We start from the raw sequence: 16,308 nt of genomic DNA, 5'->3' as shown, positions 1-16,308 counted from the left end.
CGATCCGCGAGGCAAGGGAGGAGCTATGTGGACGAAGACTGAGCGTCACTCAAGGAAGGTGGTCCCGGACGCGTATCTTTTGGCCCGTTGCAGGGGCAGAACCCTTGCGCTTCCGGGGATCACCGTTCGGATTCCGCCCAAAAGTTATGCCTTTCCGCCATCGACCGATCGCCTCCGTCAGCGCGGTAAAAGCCTGTGACAAAAGAGGTAACAACCTACTTGCGCGATGTGACAAAGCTGTCATAGACTATTCACGGATCCGCTAAACGCCTCCGGCGGGTCTGATGCGAACGGAGAGATAGCCTCGGTTCAAAGCAACGTATGACTCGTATCGTTGCGGAGAACCGGGGCTATCCCGTTTAACCCATCGATTGCTCCATACCTGCCGTTATGTGGCGCCAAAACGCCATCTGCACAGCAATCGATGACATGGAAAAGCCCGGCACCGTCTGCGGCAACCGGGCTTCCACGCAGGCACGGGCTAGCTGGCGCGGTCCACCACAGCAAGCGCGAAGTTGGACAGCGAGTCCTTGACCACGCCTTCGGGCAGCGGGGCCAGGGCGGCGATGGCTTCATCGGCCCACCGGCGGGCAACAACCCAGGACTCCGCAGTCACGGGGTGCTCGCGCAGCCCGGCGACGGCCTCGGCAAGCGCCTCATCCGAGGACAGGTCCCCGTCAATGAGCCGGAGAAGCCCGACGGCGGACTGGTCACCGTCCGCGGCAGCCTTGCGCAGGAGCAGCACGGGCAGGGTGGGAACACCTTCGCGAAGGTCGGTGCCCGGGGACTTGCCGGACTTGACCTTGATCCCGGTGACATCGATGACGTCGTCCGCGAGCTGGAAGGCCACACCCACCTTCTCGCCATATTCCACCAGGACGGGCTCGAACGCGGGATCGGCGTTGGCGAAGATGGCGCCGAGCTGGCCGGACGCCGCCACCAGCGAACCGGTCTTGTCAGCAATCACGGAAAGGTAGTGCTCGATCGGATCTTCATCCGGACGCGGCCCCACGGTCTCGTGCAGCTGGCCCAGGCACAGCCGCTCGAATGTGCGGGCCTGGATGCCGAGGGCCCGCGAACCGAGTTCGGACACCAGGATTGAGGCCCGCGCGAAGATCAAGTCGCCGGTGAGCACCGCCACCGAGTTGCCCCAGACCTCGTGGGCCGTGGGCGCGCCGCGGCGGAACGGGGCAGAGTCCATGACGTCGTCGTGGTACAGGGTGGCCAGGTGCGTCAGTTCCACCACGACGGCGGCCTGCACCACGGCGGGAAGGGAAGCGTCGCCGAGGTGAGCGCACAGCAGTGTCAGCAGGGGCCTGATGCGCTTGCCGCCGGCTTCCACCAGGTGCCGCGACGTGGCATCAGCCAGGGGATCAGAGTTGGCGATCGCTTCGCGGAGTTTTTTCTCCACGCGTGCCAGGTTGTTGGTGATGGCCGGGCCCAGCTCGGCGTCTCCGGCAATGGCGGCGAAGCCCGCAGGCAGCTGCAAACCCGTAGCGATGGCGGTGGTGTTGAGGCTGGGTTCGGAGTCCGGCAGGCCGTGCCCGGCGTGCGTCCAGCTGTGGTCTGCGGCGTTGGTCACGGGTTAACCCTAACTTTTTGTAGCGGATACCGCTGATTGGAGTCTGCCGGGGCGGGCTTTGTATTGGATGTGGCCGGAACCAGAGACTCCAGGACGCGGATCACCCGGTCCTCAAAGCCCCTCGCGGATGGGTCCGTGAGGTTGGCCAGGAGCCTGACCACAAAGCGCATCAGAACCGGGATGGGCATGCCGGTGCGCAGCGCGAGCTTCATGACGGCCGGCTTGCCGATCAGCGCGGCAAAGGCCCGGCCGAGGGTGAAGTGCGAGCCCCACTGGTCCCGCACGTAGTCCGCGTACCGCGCAAGGTGCGCGTCGGCGTCGTACGTTCCTCCCGCTGCCAGCGAGCGGGAGGAGGCGTCGACCAGGAACTCGGCGGCGAAGCGGGCGGACTCCATGGCGTAGGAGATGCCCTCGCCGTTGAACGGGGACACCATGCCGCCGGCGTCGCCCAGCAGGAGCAGCCCCGGCGAGTAGTGCGGGGTGCGGTTGAAGCCCATGGGCAGCGCTGCGCCGCGGATCTCGCCCACCTGGTTTTCCGGCGTGAAGCCCCATTCGGCGGGCATGCCGGCGGTCCATTCGCGCAGGACCTGCTTGTAGTCGAGCTTGCCGAATTCCTTCGAGGAGTTCAGGATGCCCAGGCCCACGTTGGAAGTGCCGTCGCCCACGCCGAACACCCAGCCGTAGCCGGGCAGCAGTTTGCCGTCGCGGCCGGGCAGCTCCAGCCAGCCTTCCATCCAGTCGTCGTCCGTGCGCGGCGAGGTGAAGTAGGTGCGCACGGCGACGCCGAGCGGGCGGTCGTCCCGCTTCTGGATGCCGAGCGAGACGGCGGTGCGGGTGGAGTTGCCGTCCGCTGCGAGGACGACGTCGGCACTGAAGTCGCGCGTCTCCCCCGCCTTGCGTCCGGACTCGTCCAGGAGCGCTGCGCGGACGCCGGTGACCCGGCCGCCGCCGTTGCGCAGTGCTTCGGTGACGCTGTGCCGCTCAAGGATGGTGGCACCGGCGGCCTGGGCGTGCCGGGCCAGTTCCTCGTCAAAGCCAAGCCGGGTGCGGATCAGGCCGTACTGCGGGAAGTCGGACACCTCGGGCCAGGGCAGTTCGATGGTGCGGCCGCCGGCGATCAGGCGCAGGCCCTTGTTCCGGCGCCAGCCTTCTCCCTCGGGGTGGGGCAGGCCCAGCTTCTGGATTTCACGGACGGCGCGGGGGGTGAGGCCGTCGCCGCAGACCTTCTCGCGCGGGAAGCTCGTTTTCTCCAGAACGGTGACGTCGATGCCCGCCTTGGCAAGGTAGTACGCGGCGGTGGAGCCGGCCGGCCCCGCGCCGACAATCAGTACCTTCACAGGTCAGCGGACGATGTTGCGGCGCAGCTTGGCCACCGGGCCCTTGTGCGCGGCGATGGCGGCAGCCGCATTGTCCGGGGCCGGCCCTGCAGGCTTGAACGCGCGGTGGACGGCCACGATCCCGCCGGAAAGGTTGCGGTAGGTGACCTGTTCCCACCCGGATTCCTGCAGCCAGGCGGCCAGGTGGTCCTGGTCCGGCCAGGCGCGGATGGACTCAGCGAGGTAGACGTACGCGTCCGGGTTGGAGGCCACCTTCGTGGCGATGGCCGGCAGGGCGCGCATCAGGTATTCGGTATACATGGTGCGCCAGAGCGGGATCACCGGCTGGGAGAACTCCGCGATGACCAGCTTGCCGCCCGGTTTGGTGACGCGGAGCATCTCCTGCAGCGCCTTCTTCGGCTCGTTGACGTTGCGGAGGCCGAAGGAGATCGTGCTGGCGTCGAACGAGTTGTCGGCGAAAGGCAGGTTGGTGGCATCCCCGGCAACAAAATTGATGTCCGGCCGGCGGCGCTTTCCAACCTTGAGCATTCCCAGGGAGAAGTCGCAGGCCACAACGTCTATTCCAGCATCGGCATACGGCTCGCTGGAGGTGCCGGTACCGGCTGCCAGGTCAAGGACGCGCTGGCCTTTGCTGACGTCCATGGCTTCCACCACAACCTTGCGCCAGCGCCGGGTCTGCCCCAGGGACAGGACATCGTTGACGACGTCGTATTTCGGTGCGACGTCGTCAAACATCGTGGCTACTTCGTCCGGACGCTTATCCAAGGATGCTCGGTTCACCATGCCATTGTCTCAAATGTTCGGGAAGGTCCGGACCAAGGCGGCGTGGAGTCAAAGCTTCGCGAGGAATGCCCTGGTATCCGCGGCCACCCGCTCCGGGCATTCCCAGAGGACCACGTGGCCGGTTCCGGCGTACGTTTTCAGGACGGAGCCGGGTATGCGGGCTGCCAGGAGTTCCTGCTGGCTGCGGGGCAGGAGGCCGTCCTCCTCTCCCCACAGGATCAGCGTGGGCGCGTGGATGGTTCCTGTTTCGGTGGGCGGTGCCGCCAGGCAGAGCCCCGCAAGCACGGACTTCCACACGTGCGCGGGCATCTTAAGCCCATCCGCCACCCGGTCATCGAGATACCAGCCGGGCACGGCCTGGCCCAGGGGAAACCACAGCAGCGACTGACGCACCCAGTCCTCGTCGAGCGGGTCGGCCAGGGCGTCCACTTCGTCGGCGAACGCGGGCCGGCCTTGAAGGGTCAGCGGCGAACCCACCAGGATCAGGGCATCAACACGTTCAGGCTGCATCACGGCCAGCTGCTGGGCCACGTAGCCCCCGCTTGAGCAGCCCAGGACGACGGCCGATTCAAGAGCCAGCGCATCGAGGATGGCCGCCACGTCCCGGGCCTGGTCCTCCAGCGAGTAGCCGTTGGCAGGCTTGTCCGCGTCTCCGTGGCCGCGCAGGTCAGGCGCGAGGATCCGGAATCCCTCCAGAAGCGGGGCCAGCCGGTCAAAGCTCCGGCGCGATTCCCCCCAGGCATGGAGCAGCAGCAGGGGCCGCGCCGACGCGTCCCCCTGGATCAGGCACGGCACGTGGATCCCGGTGCTGAGGAACAGCTGGCGGACTTCGGAGTCCATGACTGAAGGGTACGCCCGCCCCCGCCGCCGCGGGTACCTCCAGCAGGCCTCCCGGGCCACCGCACGCTCGGGAGTAGTGTTGTCTCATCATGACGAGCACGTTCCGCACCTTGACAGTCCCCCTGGATGGAAAAGAATTCCCCGGGGGGCTTCCTGCGTTTCTGGTCCGGGACGATGTCCTCTGCTGGACCCGCCGCGAGGCCGGACTGGCAGGATTCGGCGAGATCGCGCGCTTCACGGCAACGGGCCCTGAGCGGTTCCTTGAGGCAGACATCTGGTGGCGCCACCTGGTCCTCGAGGCCGAAGTCATTGATACCGTGGAGCTTCCCGGCACCGGACCGGTGGCTTTCGGATCCTTTGCCTTTTCCAAGACCTCGGCGCACGAATCGCGGCTGATCGTGCCCGAAATCGTGGTGGGCGTGCGCGACGGGCAGGTGTGGCTCACCCAGCTGACGTTCGACGACGGTCTCCTCACGGAGGACGGTGCCCTCGCCGCACTGGACCGCTGGCTTGCCGGCGGTCCCGCAGCTGCTGCGGCCGCACCCGTTGCAGCAGGCACGACGGCGGCAGCGGACCCGGCCGGGGACGGCACCATGGGTGGTGCCCGCGCCAAGGCGGGCGGCGCCGTCGTACGTCCCCTCCCGCTCGCCGCGGCGGCAACCCTGCACACCGGCTCCCTGAGCGAGGAATCCTGGATGGCCGCGGTCGAAGCGGGCGTGGCCGAAATCCGGACGGGCGCACTGGAGAAGCTGGTGCTTGCGCGCGACGTGGTGGCCACTATTCCGTCGGGCGTACATGCGTCGGCGGTGCTGAGGGAGCTCGCCGCGCGGTACCGCGAGTGCTGGACGTACGGGGTAGACGGGCTGGTGGGGGCGACTCCGGAGATGCTGATCCAGGTTGAGGGCCGCACTGCCCAGGCCCGCGTGCTGGCCGGAACTCTGGACCGACGGGATGCGCACGGCGAGGACGGCCTTCCGATGGATTACGCCACCAGGGTGTTGGCAGGATCCGAAAAGCAGCGGCATGAACACGAGATCGCCATCCAATCGCTGACCTCACAGCTGGCACCGTTCTCGGAAGCCATGAACGCGCACGACGAGCCGTTCATCCTGGAACTGCCCAACGTGTGGCACCTGGCGTCCGATGTAAAGGCCGAGCTCGCCGAGATCGAAGGCCATGTGCCTACCTGCCTTGCCCTGATCAACGCCCTGCACCCCACCGCCGCCGTCTGCGGGACCCCCACGGAGGTGGCCGGTGCGCTCATCCGCAAGCTGGAGCACCTGGACCGCGGACCGTACGCCGGGCCGGTGGGTTGGCTTGACGCGGCCGGAAACGGCGAGTGGGGCATTGCCCTGCGCGGCGCCGTCATCGAGTCCCCCACTTCGGTGCGGTTGTATGCCGGCTGCGGCATAGTCGACGGCTCGCAGCCGGAGGCCGAGCTGGCTGAAACGTGGGCCAAGTTCCGGCCGATGCTGGAATCGCTCGGCATCAGCAGCTGACCCTCAGTCCCAGGAAGTCCGGGATCGGAGACAAGCTCTTCTCCCACGCGCTTGATTTTCACTGTGCTTTAGTTATCCAATAGTGAAACTAAGTTTCCTGTGATGCACATCTCATAATCGGCGCTACACTATGTACCGATTTAGCACCACATACTCCCCGCAACAAAAGGTAAGAAAACATGCAGCTCAAGTCCCTGGCCACGGCCAAAATGACCGCCAAGGCAGCAGCACTCTTCGCCGTCGGCGCCCTCACCCTCACGGCCTGCGGTGGCGGAAGCTCCACCCCGGCTGCCTCCGCAGGCGGCATCCAGCTCATCAACGCCGGCAAGCTCACGGTCTGCTCGGACATCCCCTACGAGCCGTTCGAGTTCGAGAAGGACGGCCAGACCGTCGGCTTCGACATCGACATCGCCAAGGAGGTCGCCAAGGACCTCGGTGCAGAACTGAGCATCGTGGACAGCTCCTTCGAGGCCATCGAGACCGGTACCGCACTGACCCAGTGCGACCTGGGGATCTCCTCGATCTCCATCACGGACACCCGCAAGTCCGTGATGGACTTCTCCACCCCGTACCTGGATGACGACCTGGCCCTGGTTGCCAGCGATGACTCCGGCATCAAGGGCCTGGACGACGCCAAGGGCAAGAAGGTGGGCGTCCAGCAGGCCACCACCGGCGCCGACTACGCCCAGGAAAAGGGCATCGACGCCCAGCAGTTCGAGGACACCGGCCTCCTGGTGCAGGCCCTCGAGGCCGGCACCATCGACGCCGCCCTGGGCAACCAGTCCGTCCTGGGCTACGCGATCAAGGACCAGCCCAAGTTCAAGAGCGTTGAGGACTTTGCCACCGGCGAGCAGCTGGGCATCTCCATCAAGAAGGGCAACACCGCCATGGCGGAGAAGGTCAACGGCACGCTCAAGCGCCTGACCGACGACGGCTCCCTGGCAAAGTTCAAGACCACCTGGTTCGGCGAAACCGCCAAGTAACCACGGCCCTGTAGTCGCCGCGAAGGCCCCGCCCCGGGTCCTGCACGGCACTGAGGACTACGCCGCCTTGAGAACTCCGCAGTTGGGGCCCCGGACGAGCTGTACCCAGTCCGTCCGGGGCCTCTGCCACGCACTACGAATGTGAGCACCCCATGGCAATGACCGCACGTCAACGAGCCAGAGTAAGCCTGTACGTCCAAGCCGGAATCTTTGTTGTGGCCATCGCAGCGCTGATCCTGGCCACCGACTGGAAGACCATCGGCAACAGCGTCTTCAACTTCGCCAAGATCGGGCCGATGTTCCCGGGCATCTTTGTCACCGGCCTGGTCAACACCCTGATCTATACCGTCCTCGGCTTCATCGTGGGCCTCTCCGGCGGTCTGCTGCTGGCCCTGATGAAGCTCTCCAGTTTCCCCCTCTACCGCTGGATCGCCACCGGCTACATCGAGTTCTTCCGCGGCATCCCCGCGCTGCTGGTCTTCATTGCCTTCGGCTACGGCGTGCCGCTGGCGTTCGGCGTCTCGTGGAACATCACCGTGATCGTGATGGTTTCCCTCGGCATGGTGGCCTCGGCGTACATCGCCGAAACCCTCCGCGCCGGCCTGCAGGCGGTGCCGAAGGGCCAGCTGGAAGCCGCCCGGTCGCTGGGCATGCCCCAGTGGCGGGCCATGGTGACCATCGTCATCCCGCAGGCCTTCAAGATTGTCCTGCCGCCGCTGACCAACGAGGTCATCCTGCTCACCAAGGACTCGTCCCTGATCTATGTCCTGGGCCTCACCGCCTCCCAGTACGAACTCACCAAGTTTGGCCGCGACGGCATCTCAAGCCTCGGTGCCGGCCTGACGCCGCTCCTCGTGGCCGGCGCCTTCTACCTGGTGATCACCATCCCCCTGAGCTTCCTGGCCCGGAAGTTCGAAAGCCGCACCGCGCGGAACAATCGATAGGCAGGGAAGACCATGAACGACGTCGTAATTCACTCCCGCAATCACACGGGTCCCGTCCACGCGGCCGGCGTGTCCATCAAGGACCTGCGCAAGTCCTACGGCAGCAACGAAGTCCTCAAGGGCATCAGCCTGGACGTGGCGCCGGGTGAAGTGGTGTGCCTGATCGGCCCGTCCGGCTCCGGCAAGTCCACCCTGCTGCGCTGCGTGAACCTGCTGGAGCAGCCCAATGAGGGCGCCATCCACGTGGGCGGATTCGAAGCCACCGACCCCGACGTGGACATCGACAAGATGCGCCGCAAGGTAGGCATGGTGTTCCAGCAGTTCAACCTGTTCCCGCACCTGGACGCCAAGCGCAACTGCTCCATCGCCCAAACGAAGGTCCTCAAGCGCTCCCAGGCCGAGGCGGACAAGGTGTCCATGCACAACCTTGAGCGCGTGGGCCTGGGACACCTCGCGGACCGTTTCCCGGACCAGCTCTCCGGCGGCCAGCAGCAGCGTGTGGCCATTGCCCGGGCGCTCAGCATGGACCCGGAGCTGATGCTCTTCGACGAGCCCACCTCCGCGCTGGACCCCGAGACCGTGGGCGATGTCCTCTCCGTCATGCGGAACCTCGCCAAGGAGGGCATGACCATGCTGGTGGTGACCCACGAGATGGGCTTCGCCCGCGAGGTGGCGGACCGCGTGGTGTTCATGGACGGCGGCGTTGTGGTGGAGGAAGGCGCGGCCGAGCAGGTCATTGCCGCCCCCACCCAGCCCCGCACCAAGGAGTTCCTGCGCCGCGTCCTCGATCCGACGCACATCGGCCTCGAGGAGTAGCTCGTTTCGCGCCCGAAAAGGACAGCCGCTATCCGGCCCCGGATGGCGGCTGTCCTTTTCGGGCGCGAACACCCGGAATGGTGGCGCGAAGCGGTAGCTTGGGCACCCCCTCGGCGATGAGGAAGGCCGCAAAAGTCTCCGCATCCCGCAGCTCAGCCCAGGTCCACCGGACAACCCTCCGTCCAGTTGCACGGACCCGGTCCTCCCTCCTTTTTTCAGCAATCACCACCTCGGAGACAGTGCGGCCGCGCAGAAACTCCGGTTTCTGGTACTTGACGAGACCATCAAACTCGCCTGCTATTCTTTCCACGCCCCATTCGAAGTCGAGGTAGGCCACAAAGCCTTTCCTGTCCGCCACCCTGCACTGAAGCAAGGGGATGGGAAACCCTCCAAGGAACATGTAGGCGCGACTCAAGGATTCACCCGGTGATCCGGAATTCGGGTCGGCGAAGTCCAGTGCCGTACTGATGCGCCTGGCCGCGGCGGCACTGTATCTTTCGGTTGCCATCGCCTTCAAAGACTCCCTGTCCAGGGGTGGCAGCCCCGTAACGGCGTCCGGTTTGAGGACGTGGTCGAAGGCAATGACGGCCTGCTCAAACGGCCGCAGAGCGCCTAGGTCCAGAACAGTACGCTCCCTTGAGGTCACCAGGAGCCCTGTACGCTCGCAAATCTCCGAACCACTCACGCTGAATGCGGTGGCGGCTGATTCCTGCCTTTGACCGGCCACCGGCCGCATCATCGGTGCAGGCATGGACCACCTTCTGGGCCCCCAGGAGCGGAATGCGCCAAAGGGCTGCCGCCGATTCCAGGCAAAACACGTTCCGCGTCCTCAATGTGGTGGCTGTGGCCAGGATCAGCAGCGGATACCGGTCCCATGGCTTGAGGGCTTTCCAGACGGGCTCCGCAACGTATACGCCTTGCCTGATCCGGCGCAGCTCCCCCGCTGCGCACTTCCGTGCAAGTTCCCGGGAGTCTTTCCCAAGGCGGGCATAATCGCTGCTGAGTATGAGTGCGTTGGTGTCCATCCAGCCATAATTGCGGGGCGTGTACGCCGCCGTAATGCCCGATCACGTGTATGTGGATTAGGGTGGCGCGCCCGATTCGGATGTCCGCTACCCGGTTCCCGGTGGCCGATGTCCGAACGGGTAGCGCAGACCCGATCCGGCAGCCGTCACCGGGCCAGCACTCCCCCGACGGCCGCGGCTACGGCTTCCGTGATCCGCGCGTGCAGGGCGCGCAGGCCGTGCCGGTCCGTGCGGACCTCCACGATGGTGCGGCCTTCGACCGGCCGGGCAAGCGCCTCGGCGAGTCCCGCCGTCGTACCCACCACTGAATGCCCGACGCCGTACGCTGCGGCGAGTGCCGAGAGGTCCACTGTGTGCGGGGTACCGAAGAGGCGCTCGACGGCGTCCCCGTAGGTTCCGGCCTCGCGCACCGCACCATGTTCCAGCAGGTCGAAGATGGCACCGCCGGAGTCGTTCAGGACCACGATCCGGAGCTGCGGCGGTTCCTCCCCGGAACCGAGGAACAGCCCCCCGGCGTCGTGCAGGAAAGTGACATCCCCCAGCAGGACGGTGGTTTCCTGCCGGCCCCCGAGCGCTATGCCGGTGGCCGTGGAGATGGTGCCGTCAATGCCTGACAGCCCGCGGTTGGCATAGACCGTGGCGGCTGGTTCCGGGGCGGGCACCCCGGCCAGGTCCACGTCCCGGATTCCATTGGAAGATCCCAGCAGCAGTTGGCCTCCGCTGTGCTTCCACACCAGCGACCCCACTGACGGGCCGGTGGCGGCGGTGTCGGCGGAAAGTATTCCATCGAGGGCATGTTGGGCTGCGGAGCCGGCCAGAAGCCAGGTATCCAGCCATTCCGGCGTCCCGCGGCCCGCGAATTCCGCCAGGTCTGCAAGGTTTTCCAGCGGCAGTTCGGTGCGGCGGCCGGGCTCGAACCAGGCTACGGGAACCGGCTGGTACAGGGCGGACGGAACCTCTGCACGGGCCAGCAGGGCTGCCACCGGGCGGGACAGGGTGGGGCGGCCGAACAACACCACGCGTTCGACCGGCATCACGGACCCTGGCCCGAAGTGCTCCAGCAGAAGCCGGTACGGCCCCACGGCGTTCGGGCCGAAGCGTGCGTTGGATGACGGCTCCGCCAGCAGCGGCAGGCCGTGGGCGCGGGCGAACGCTTCGGCGACGGGCCCGGCGTCGTGCCCTGCCAGGACCACCGTCCGCCGCTCCGGCAGCCCTGCTGAAGCTGGCGGCAGGTTCATGATGAGGGGCTCGGTGCCGACCCGGTAGCGCTGCCGCCCGGCCGCCGGCGGGAGCGCCTCCCCCGGGGAGGGGACCAGTGGATCGCGGAACGCGAGATTGAGCTGGACGGGGCCCGGCGGGAGTTCCGGGAAGGCGCCGGTGGCGGCTGACAGGCCTGTCCGGATAGCGCGCGCGGGGTCCGATCCCGCGGGCACATCGGCGGCGAAGCGCACCTGGTCGCCGAAGAGGTCCGGCTGGATGGTGGTCTGGTTGGCGCCCGTGCCGCGGAGCTCGTCGGGACGGTCGGCGGACAGCACAACCAGGGGAACCGCAGCGTGGTTGGCCTCCATGACGGCGGGCAGCAGGTTTCCGACGGCGGTCCCGGACGTTGTCAGCACGGCCGCCGGAGAGCCGGTGGACAGCGCCAGGCCCAGCGCAGTGAACCCGGCGGAGCGCTCGTCGATCCGCACCAGCAGTTCCACGCGGCCTTCAGCTGACGCTTCGGCCAGCGCGTACGCCATGGGGGCCGAGCGGGAACCGGGTGAAACCACCACGTGCTGCACGCCGCCGTCGATCAAAACCCCGACGGCGATCCTCGCCGCCGCGATGGCGCTGAGCGAAGGGGCGGCGTCCGGTGAGCCTGTCTGGGAAGTGCCGGGAGCGGAATCGTTGTGCGAAGTCACCAAACCAGTCTGCCACCCGGCCGGTGCGTTCCGGGTCCGGCGCTCCCCCGGTTCTGTACTAAGCGCATAGACTCTGACCAGAAGGAGAATCACATGGCAAAGCGCCCCACTGTTTACGACGTCGCGGAGCGGGCAGGCGTCTCGATAGCCACCGTCTCGTTCACCTTTAGGCAGCCGGAAAAGGTCAAGGCCTCGACCCGCGAACTGGTGCTGGCGGCGGCGCAGGAACTGGGCTATGTCCCCAGCGCGAGCGCCCGCGGCCTGGCGCGCGGCAGGACCGGCGCCCTGGGCCTGTTCGCCTACGATTACCTGCTGGACCCTTCAGCACGTCCCGGCGGGCAGGGCGAACTCCCGCAGGATCCGGCGTCGGAGGGCGACCGCGAGGACGGGGACCTCCGCCTGTTCCCCTTGTATGTGGATGAGGTCCAGCGCGGTGTTGAACTGGAGTGCTGGCGCCGGGGGCAGGCGCTGCTGGTGGGCGGCGGCAATCCGGCCAACAACGAGGCCGTGCTCTCCGACATTGCCGGCCGGGTTGACGGACTTGCTGTCTTTCCGCGGTCGGTACCCGTCGATGCACTGACCCGGATAGCCCGCCGCATTCCCGTGGTGGAGGTTTCGGAGAGCCTGCGCAACCGCGGCGTGGACCATGTGACCGTGGACAACGCCGCCGGCATGCGGGCCATGACGGAGCACCTGGTCGACGTGCACGGGCTGACCGAACTGATGTTCATTGGCGCCATGCCGTCCTCCGACAACGACGAACGGCTCGAAGCCTTCCAAGCGGCACTGGCAGAGGCCGGCGTGGGGATGCGCCACGATCCCTGCTACCCGGCCGGCAGCGAAACCGCCGTCGCGGAAACCGTCCGGACCCTCTGCAGGCTCGGTACCCTGCCGCAGGCCTTCGTGTGCGCCACCGACCAGGATGCGCTGGTGGTAATGGACATGCTGGCGGAGGCCGGAGTTGACGTGCCCCGGCACGTGGCCGTCACTGGCTTCGACGGCATCGCCGCCGGGCGCGTCATCCGGCCGCCGCTGACCACAGTGCGCCAGCCCATGGAGCGGATGGGGCGGACCATGGTGGACCTGCTGCTGGACAGGCTTGACCACCCCGAAAAGCCCCCGGTGGAGCTTCGCCTGCCGGTCCGCATGGTCCTTCGCGAAAGCTGCGGCTGCCGCCCGGGCTGAGCACGCCTGCCCGCGCCGGGGCGCAACTTCGTGGGAGCCCGGCCATTTTTGAGAAAGTTGGCGGCAGCTGTTGCCAAACTCACATTCAATGCGCTTAGATTGGTTTACACCGTAAATCAAAGCGCTTAGATAATTTTCGGCGGGATGACTCCCCTGCGCCTGCCTCCTCCGCTTAGTTCGGCCTGCCGGCTCGCGGAACCCCCGAAAGGAACAATGATGATCCATGCCAATGCCAAGAAGGCGGCAGCCGTCGGCATCGCCGCAGCGTTGCTTCTGACTGCTTGCGGACGGGACTCTGCCGGTCCGGCAGCAACCTCTCCGGCCAAAGCCGTCGCATCTGGTCCAGCGACCGGCACCCTCACAGTGTGGGCACAGGGCGCTGAAGGCGAGGCCCTGCCGGCGCTGCTGAAGGACTTCGAATCCGAGAACCCCGACGTCAAAGTCAATGTCACGGCCATCCCCTGGGATGCCGCGCTGAGCAAGTACCAGACCGCCATCGCCGGCGGCACCACACCTGACGTGGCCCAGATGGGAACCACCTGGATGGGTGACTTCAGCACCGCCTTCGACCCGACCCCGGCCGAAATCGACACCAGCTCCTTCTTCCCGGGCTCCTTGAAGTCCACCGAGGTCGAAGGAACCAAGTACGGTGTGCCCTGGTATGTGGACACCCGCGTGGTCTACTACCGGAGCGACCTGGCGGAAAAGGCCGGCATCACCAAGGCACCCGCGACCTGGGAGGACTTCAGGGCCCTGGCTGAGGCGCTCCAGACCAAGGCCGGCGCCAAATTCGGCGTCCAGCTGCCTACCGGCGGCGCCGACTCGTACCAGGCCACCCTGCCGTTCCAGTGGTCCAACGGCGCCAAGCTTATGAACGACGACGGCACCAAATGGACGCTCGACACCCCGGAGTCAGCCGAGGCCCTCAAGTATTACGCGGGGTTCTTCAAGGACGGCATCGCCTCCAAGGCGGTCTCCACCGGGACCACGGCCGAGGCCTCGTTCGTGGACGGTTCCGCGCCGATGATGATCAGCGGCCCGTGGCACGTCGGCCTGCTGAACAAGACCGGCGGCGAGGGATTCGCCGACAAGTACAAGGTGGCTCCGATGCCGAAGGCAAAGACCGCCACATCCTTCGTGGGCGGCTCCAACATGGTGGTCTTCAAGAAGTCCGAAAACCGCGATTCGGCCTGGAAGCTCCTCCAGTGGCTGTCCAAGCCGGAGGTGCAGCTCAAGTGGTACAAGGCAACCGGTGACCTGCCGTCCCAGCAGACTGCCTGGAAAGACCCGACCCTGGCCGACGACAGCAAGCTCTCCGTTTTCGGTGAGCAGCTGAAGACCACCGACAACCCGCCCGCCGTCCAGACCTGGACCCAGGTTTCGGCAGCCGCAGACTCCGAGATTGAACAGATCGTCAAGGCAGGAAAAGACCCCGCCGACGCCCTGAAATCCCTGCAGCAGACCGCAGACTCGATCGGCACCGGGAAGTAACAGTGGCTGCAACCACCACCACGACGTCTGCCGGCACCTCACGGGGTGCCGGCAGGGGTCCGGCCAGGCCTGGCGGTTCGCGCCGGCGTCGCAACGCCGTGACGGCATGGCTGTTCGCTTTGCCTTTCGTCCTCATTTTCGGCGTGTTCATGCTGGGTCCGCTGGTGTCATCGTTCGTGATGTCCTTCACGGATTTCACCAGCCGCGACATCGAAAACCCGCTGTCCGTGGGATTCGTGGGGCTTGACCAGTACGCCGCACTGTTCCGGAACCCCCAGTTCCTGCACTCGGTCCTGAACACGGCTTACTTCGTGCTGGCCGGCATTCCGCTCACCACCGTCCTGGCCCTCGCCCTCGCAGTTGCCCTGAACAGCGGCATCACGCGCTTCCGCACCGCCTTCCGCGTGGGCTTCTACACCCCGGTGGTCACCAGCATCGTGGCCGTGGCCGTGGTGTGGCGGTTCATCCTCCAGCCTGACGGCCTGCTGAACGTGATCCTCGGATGGGTGGGCATCGCCGGTCCGGACTGGCTCAACAGCACCACCTGGTCCATGCCCGCCCTGATCATGCTTGCTGTCTGGCGCAACCTGGGCACACTGATGATCATTTTCCTGGCCGGGCTCCAGGCCGTTCCGGGCGACATCCTCGAGGCGGCCCAGGTTGACGGAGCCAACGCCTGGCAGCGGTTCATGAAGATCACGCTGCCCATGCTGCGCCCCACCCTCCTCCTGGGCACAGTCCTTCTCTCGGTCGGATTCCTGCAGTTTTTCGAGGAGCCGTTCGTGATGACCAAGGGCGGGCCCCTGGACTCCACCCTCTCGGTCAGCTACTTCACCTTCAACCAGTTCGGGTTCGGTAAGTACGGGCTCGCCTCGGCCGCGAGCTATGTGCTCTTTATAGCCATTGCCCTGTTGAGCCTCATCCAATTCCGAGCCCTGCGATCCAAGGACTGAGCTCCATGACAATCCCGGAAACCGCACCCACCCCCACGGAAAAAATGCTGACAGAACGCAAAAAAGCCGAACGGACGACGGCGGGAGGCCCCCGGGTGCCGTCCGCCCCGCCCGGCCCGGCCCGCCGCCGTCGTACCGGCCGGCCGCCCGCACACCGGGCACTGACGTACGCAGTCCTCCTGGTCGCCGTCACTGCCACACTGCTGCCCTTCGCGTGGATGTTCCTTGGCGCCTTCAAGACCCAGGGAGAGCTGCTCCGCCGTCCCATCACCTGGTGGCCGGAACAGCCCACGCTGGAGAACTTCGTGGTCTGGTTCACCGAGCTGCAGATCGGCACTTTCTTCCTGAACAGCGTTGTGGTGGCCGTGTTCACCGTGCTCGGCAACTTGCTGTTTTGCTCCATGGTTGGCTACGCCTTGGCCAAGATGGACTTCCCGGGCAAGCGCTTCCTGTTCCTGCTGGTAATGGTCATGCTGATGGTCCCGGGCGTGGTGACGTTCGTCCCGCTGTTCGTCCTGATCAGCAAACTGGGGATGGTCAGCACCTATCCGGCCCTGATCCTGCCGTTCCTCGCGGCACCGATGGGTGTGTTCCTGATGCGGCAGTTCATCGCCGGGATCCCGGATTCCCTTATCGAGGCCGCACGGATCGACGGCGCCGGCGAACTGCGCACCTTCCTGCGGATCGTGATGCCGCTGTGCGGGCCGCCGCTGGCCACGCTCGGCATCCTGACCTTCCTCGGTTCGTGGAACAACTTCCTTTGGCCGCTGGTGGTGGCGCAGAGCGAGGAAATGTACACCCTGCCGGTGGCACTTTCCCTCTACTCCACGGGCCAGAACGCCACCGACTACGGGCTGCTCCTCGCCGGCTCGGTGCTGGTGATCACGCCCATCATCCTGCTTTTCGTCGCCCTCCAGCGGTACTTCATCCAGGGCGTTGCGGCCACCGGCATCAAATAGCCGCCCCTGC

The 16,308-nt window shown here is 66.3% G+C and carries 14 protein-coding genes; 8 read left to right on the top strand and 6 right to left on the bottom strand.

Annotated features, from left to right (window positions below):
* Positions 1-481 precede the first annotated feature (481 nt).
* From PV768_RS04870 to PV768_RS04855, 4 genes are read right to left on the bottom strand one after another with little or no spacing between them, the layout of a single operon-like run.
* Positions 482-1,582, bottom strand: a complete 1,101-nt coding sequence (locus tag PV768_RS04870; RefSeq protein ID WP_321214165.1) for a polyprenyl synthetase family protein — start codon at positions 1,580-1,582, stop codon at positions 482-484.
* Complete coding sequence (locus tag PV768_RS04865; protein ID WP_321214166.1) at positions 1,579-2,919, bottom strand: geranylgeranyl reductase family protein; 1,341 nt, start codon at positions 2,917-2,919, stop codon at positions 1,579-1,581. Before PV768_RS04865 ends, PV768_RS04870 begins: the two co-directional genes overlap by 4 nt.
* A 3-nt stretch (positions 2,920-2,922) precedes the next feature.
* A complete protein-coding gene (locus tag PV768_RS04860) occupies positions 2,923-3,699 on the bottom strand; it encodes a demethylmenaquinone methyltransferase (RefSeq protein ID WP_323056930.1) in 777 nt (258 codons plus the stop codon).
* 51 nt (positions 3,700-3,750) lie between these two features.
* Positions 3,751-4,542, bottom strand: a complete 792-nt coding sequence (locus PV768_RS04855) for an alpha/beta fold hydrolase (protein ID WP_421092420.1) — start codon at positions 4,540-4,542, stop codon at positions 3,751-3,753.
* Positions 4,543-4,631: 89 nt separating this feature from the next.
* Between PV768_RS04855 and PV768_RS04850 the strand changes: the two genes are divergently transcribed.
* The 4 genes from PV768_RS04850 (at position 4,632) to PV768_RS04835 (ending at position 8,784) form a co-directional block, all read left to right on the top strand.
* On the top strand, positions 4,632-6,041 hold the full coding sequence (locus PV768_RS04850; RefSeq protein WP_157241514.1) for an isochorismate synthase: 1,410 nt from the start codon (positions 4,632-4,634) through the stop codon (positions 6,039-6,041).
* A gap of 179 nt (positions 6,042-6,220) precedes the next feature.
* Entirely contained in the window at positions 6,221-7,024 is an 804-nt protein-coding gene (locus PV768_RS04845) for an ABC transporter substrate-binding protein (RefSeq protein WP_157241513.1), read from the top strand.
* A gap of 152 nt (positions 7,025-7,176) precedes the next feature.
* Positions 7,177-7,968 carry an amino acid ABC transporter permease gene (locus tag PV768_RS04840; protein WP_157241512.1) on the top strand — a complete coding sequence of 264 codons (792 nt, stop codon included), beginning with the start codon at positions 7,177-7,179 and terminating at the stop codon, positions 7,966-7,968.
* Between the two features lie 12 nt (positions 7,969-7,980).
* Positions 7,981-8,784, top strand: coding sequence for an amino acid ABC transporter ATP-binding protein (locus tag PV768_RS04835; RefSeq protein WP_157241511.1), 804 nt, complete (start codon positions 7,981-7,983; stop codon positions 8,782-8,784).
* A 28-nt stretch (positions 8,785-8,812) separates the two neighbouring features.
* On the opposite strand, the gene PV768_RS04830 is transcribed toward PV768_RS04835, so the two are convergent.
* Together PV768_RS04830 and menD are read right to left on the bottom strand one after the other, a co-directional pair.
* On the bottom strand, positions 8,813-9,535 hold the full coding sequence (locus PV768_RS04830; RefSeq protein WP_421092419.1) for a hypothetical protein: 723 nt from the start codon (positions 9,533-9,535) through the stop codon (positions 8,813-8,815).
* Positions 9,536-9,955: 420 nt separating this feature from the next.
* Entirely contained in the window at positions 9,956-11,710 is a 1,755-nt protein-coding gene (menD, locus tag PV768_RS04825; RefSeq protein ID WP_421092418.1) for a 2-succinyl-5-enolpyruvyl-6-hydroxy-3-cyclohexene-1-carboxylic-acid synthase, read from the bottom strand.
* A gap of 93 nt (positions 11,711-11,803) precedes the next feature.
* Between menD and PV768_RS04820 the strand changes: the two genes are divergently transcribed.
* The 4 genes from PV768_RS04820 (at position 11,804) to PV768_RS04805 (ending at position 16,298) form a co-directional block, all read left to right on the top strand.
* A complete protein-coding gene (locus tag PV768_RS04820) occupies positions 11,804-12,895 on the top strand; it encodes a LacI family DNA-binding transcriptional regulator (RefSeq protein WP_321214170.1) in 1,092 nt (363 codons plus the stop codon).
* A gap of 216 nt (positions 12,896-13,111) precedes the next feature.
* Entirely contained in the window at positions 13,112-14,386 is a 1,275-nt protein-coding gene (locus PV768_RS04815) for a sugar ABC transporter substrate-binding protein (RefSeq protein WP_157242997.1), read from the top strand.
* Positions 14,387-14,388: 2 nt separating this feature from the next.
* Positions 14,389-15,339 carry a carbohydrate ABC transporter permease gene (locus PV768_RS04810; RefSeq protein ID WP_370460619.1) on the top strand — a complete coding sequence of 317 codons (951 nt, stop codon included), beginning with the start codon at positions 14,389-14,391 and terminating at the stop codon, positions 15,337-15,339.
* Positions 15,340-15,383: 44 nt separating this feature from the next.
* Positions 15,384-16,298, top strand: a complete 915-nt coding sequence (locus tag PV768_RS04805) for a carbohydrate ABC transporter permease (RefSeq protein ID WP_421092471.1) — start codon at positions 15,384-15,386, stop codon at positions 16,296-16,298.
* The last annotated feature ends 10 nt before the right edge of the window (positions 16,299-16,308 follow it).

This window comes from Pseudarthrobacter sp. CC4 (genome assembly GCF_048957775.1).
Taxonomy (GTDB): Bacteria; Actinomycetota; Actinomycetes; order Actinomycetales; family Micrococcaceae; genus Arthrobacter.
The sequence above is the reverse complement of the archived record's forward strand: the minus strand, read 5'-3'. Positions and strand labels throughout refer to the sequence as shown.

Excerpts from the sequence above, each read along its gene's own strand:
- PV768_RS04840 (WP_157241512.1), top strand. The coding sequence starts at position 7,177 with ATGGCAATGACCGCACGTCAACGAGCCAGAGTAAGCCTGTACGTCCAA.
- PV768_RS04805 (WP_421092471.1), top strand. The coding sequence starts at position 15,384 with ATGCTGACAGAACGCAAAAAAGCCGAACGGACGACGGCGGGAGGCCCC.
- PV768_RS04835 (WP_157241511.1), top strand. The coding sequence starts at position 7,981 with ATGAACGACGTCGTAATTCACTCCCGCAATCACACGGGTCCCGTCCAC.
- PV768_RS04815 (WP_157242997.1), top strand. The coding sequence starts at position 13,112 with ATGATCCATGCCAATGCCAAGAAGGCGGCAGCCGTCGGCATCGCCGCA.
- PV768_RS04820 (WP_321214170.1), top strand. The coding sequence starts at position 11,804 with ATGGCAAAGCGCCCCACTGTTTACGACGTCGCGGAGCGGGCAGGCGTC.
- PV768_RS04855 (WP_421092420.1), bottom strand. The coding sequence starts at position 4,542 with ATGGACTCCGAAGTCCGCCAGCTGTTCCTCAGCACCGGGATCCACGTG.
- PV768_RS04845 (WP_157241513.1), top strand. The coding sequence starts at position 6,221 with ATGCAGCTCAAGTCCCTGGCCACGGCCAAAATGACCGCCAAGGCAGCA.
- PV768_RS04830 (WP_421092419.1), bottom strand. The coding sequence starts at position 9,535 with ATGCCTGCACCGATGATGCGGCCGGTGGCCGGTCAAAGGCAGGAATCA.
- PV768_RS04850 (WP_157241514.1), top strand. The coding sequence starts at position 4,632 with ATGACGAGCACGTTCCGCACCTTGACAGTCCCCCTGGATGGAAAAGAA.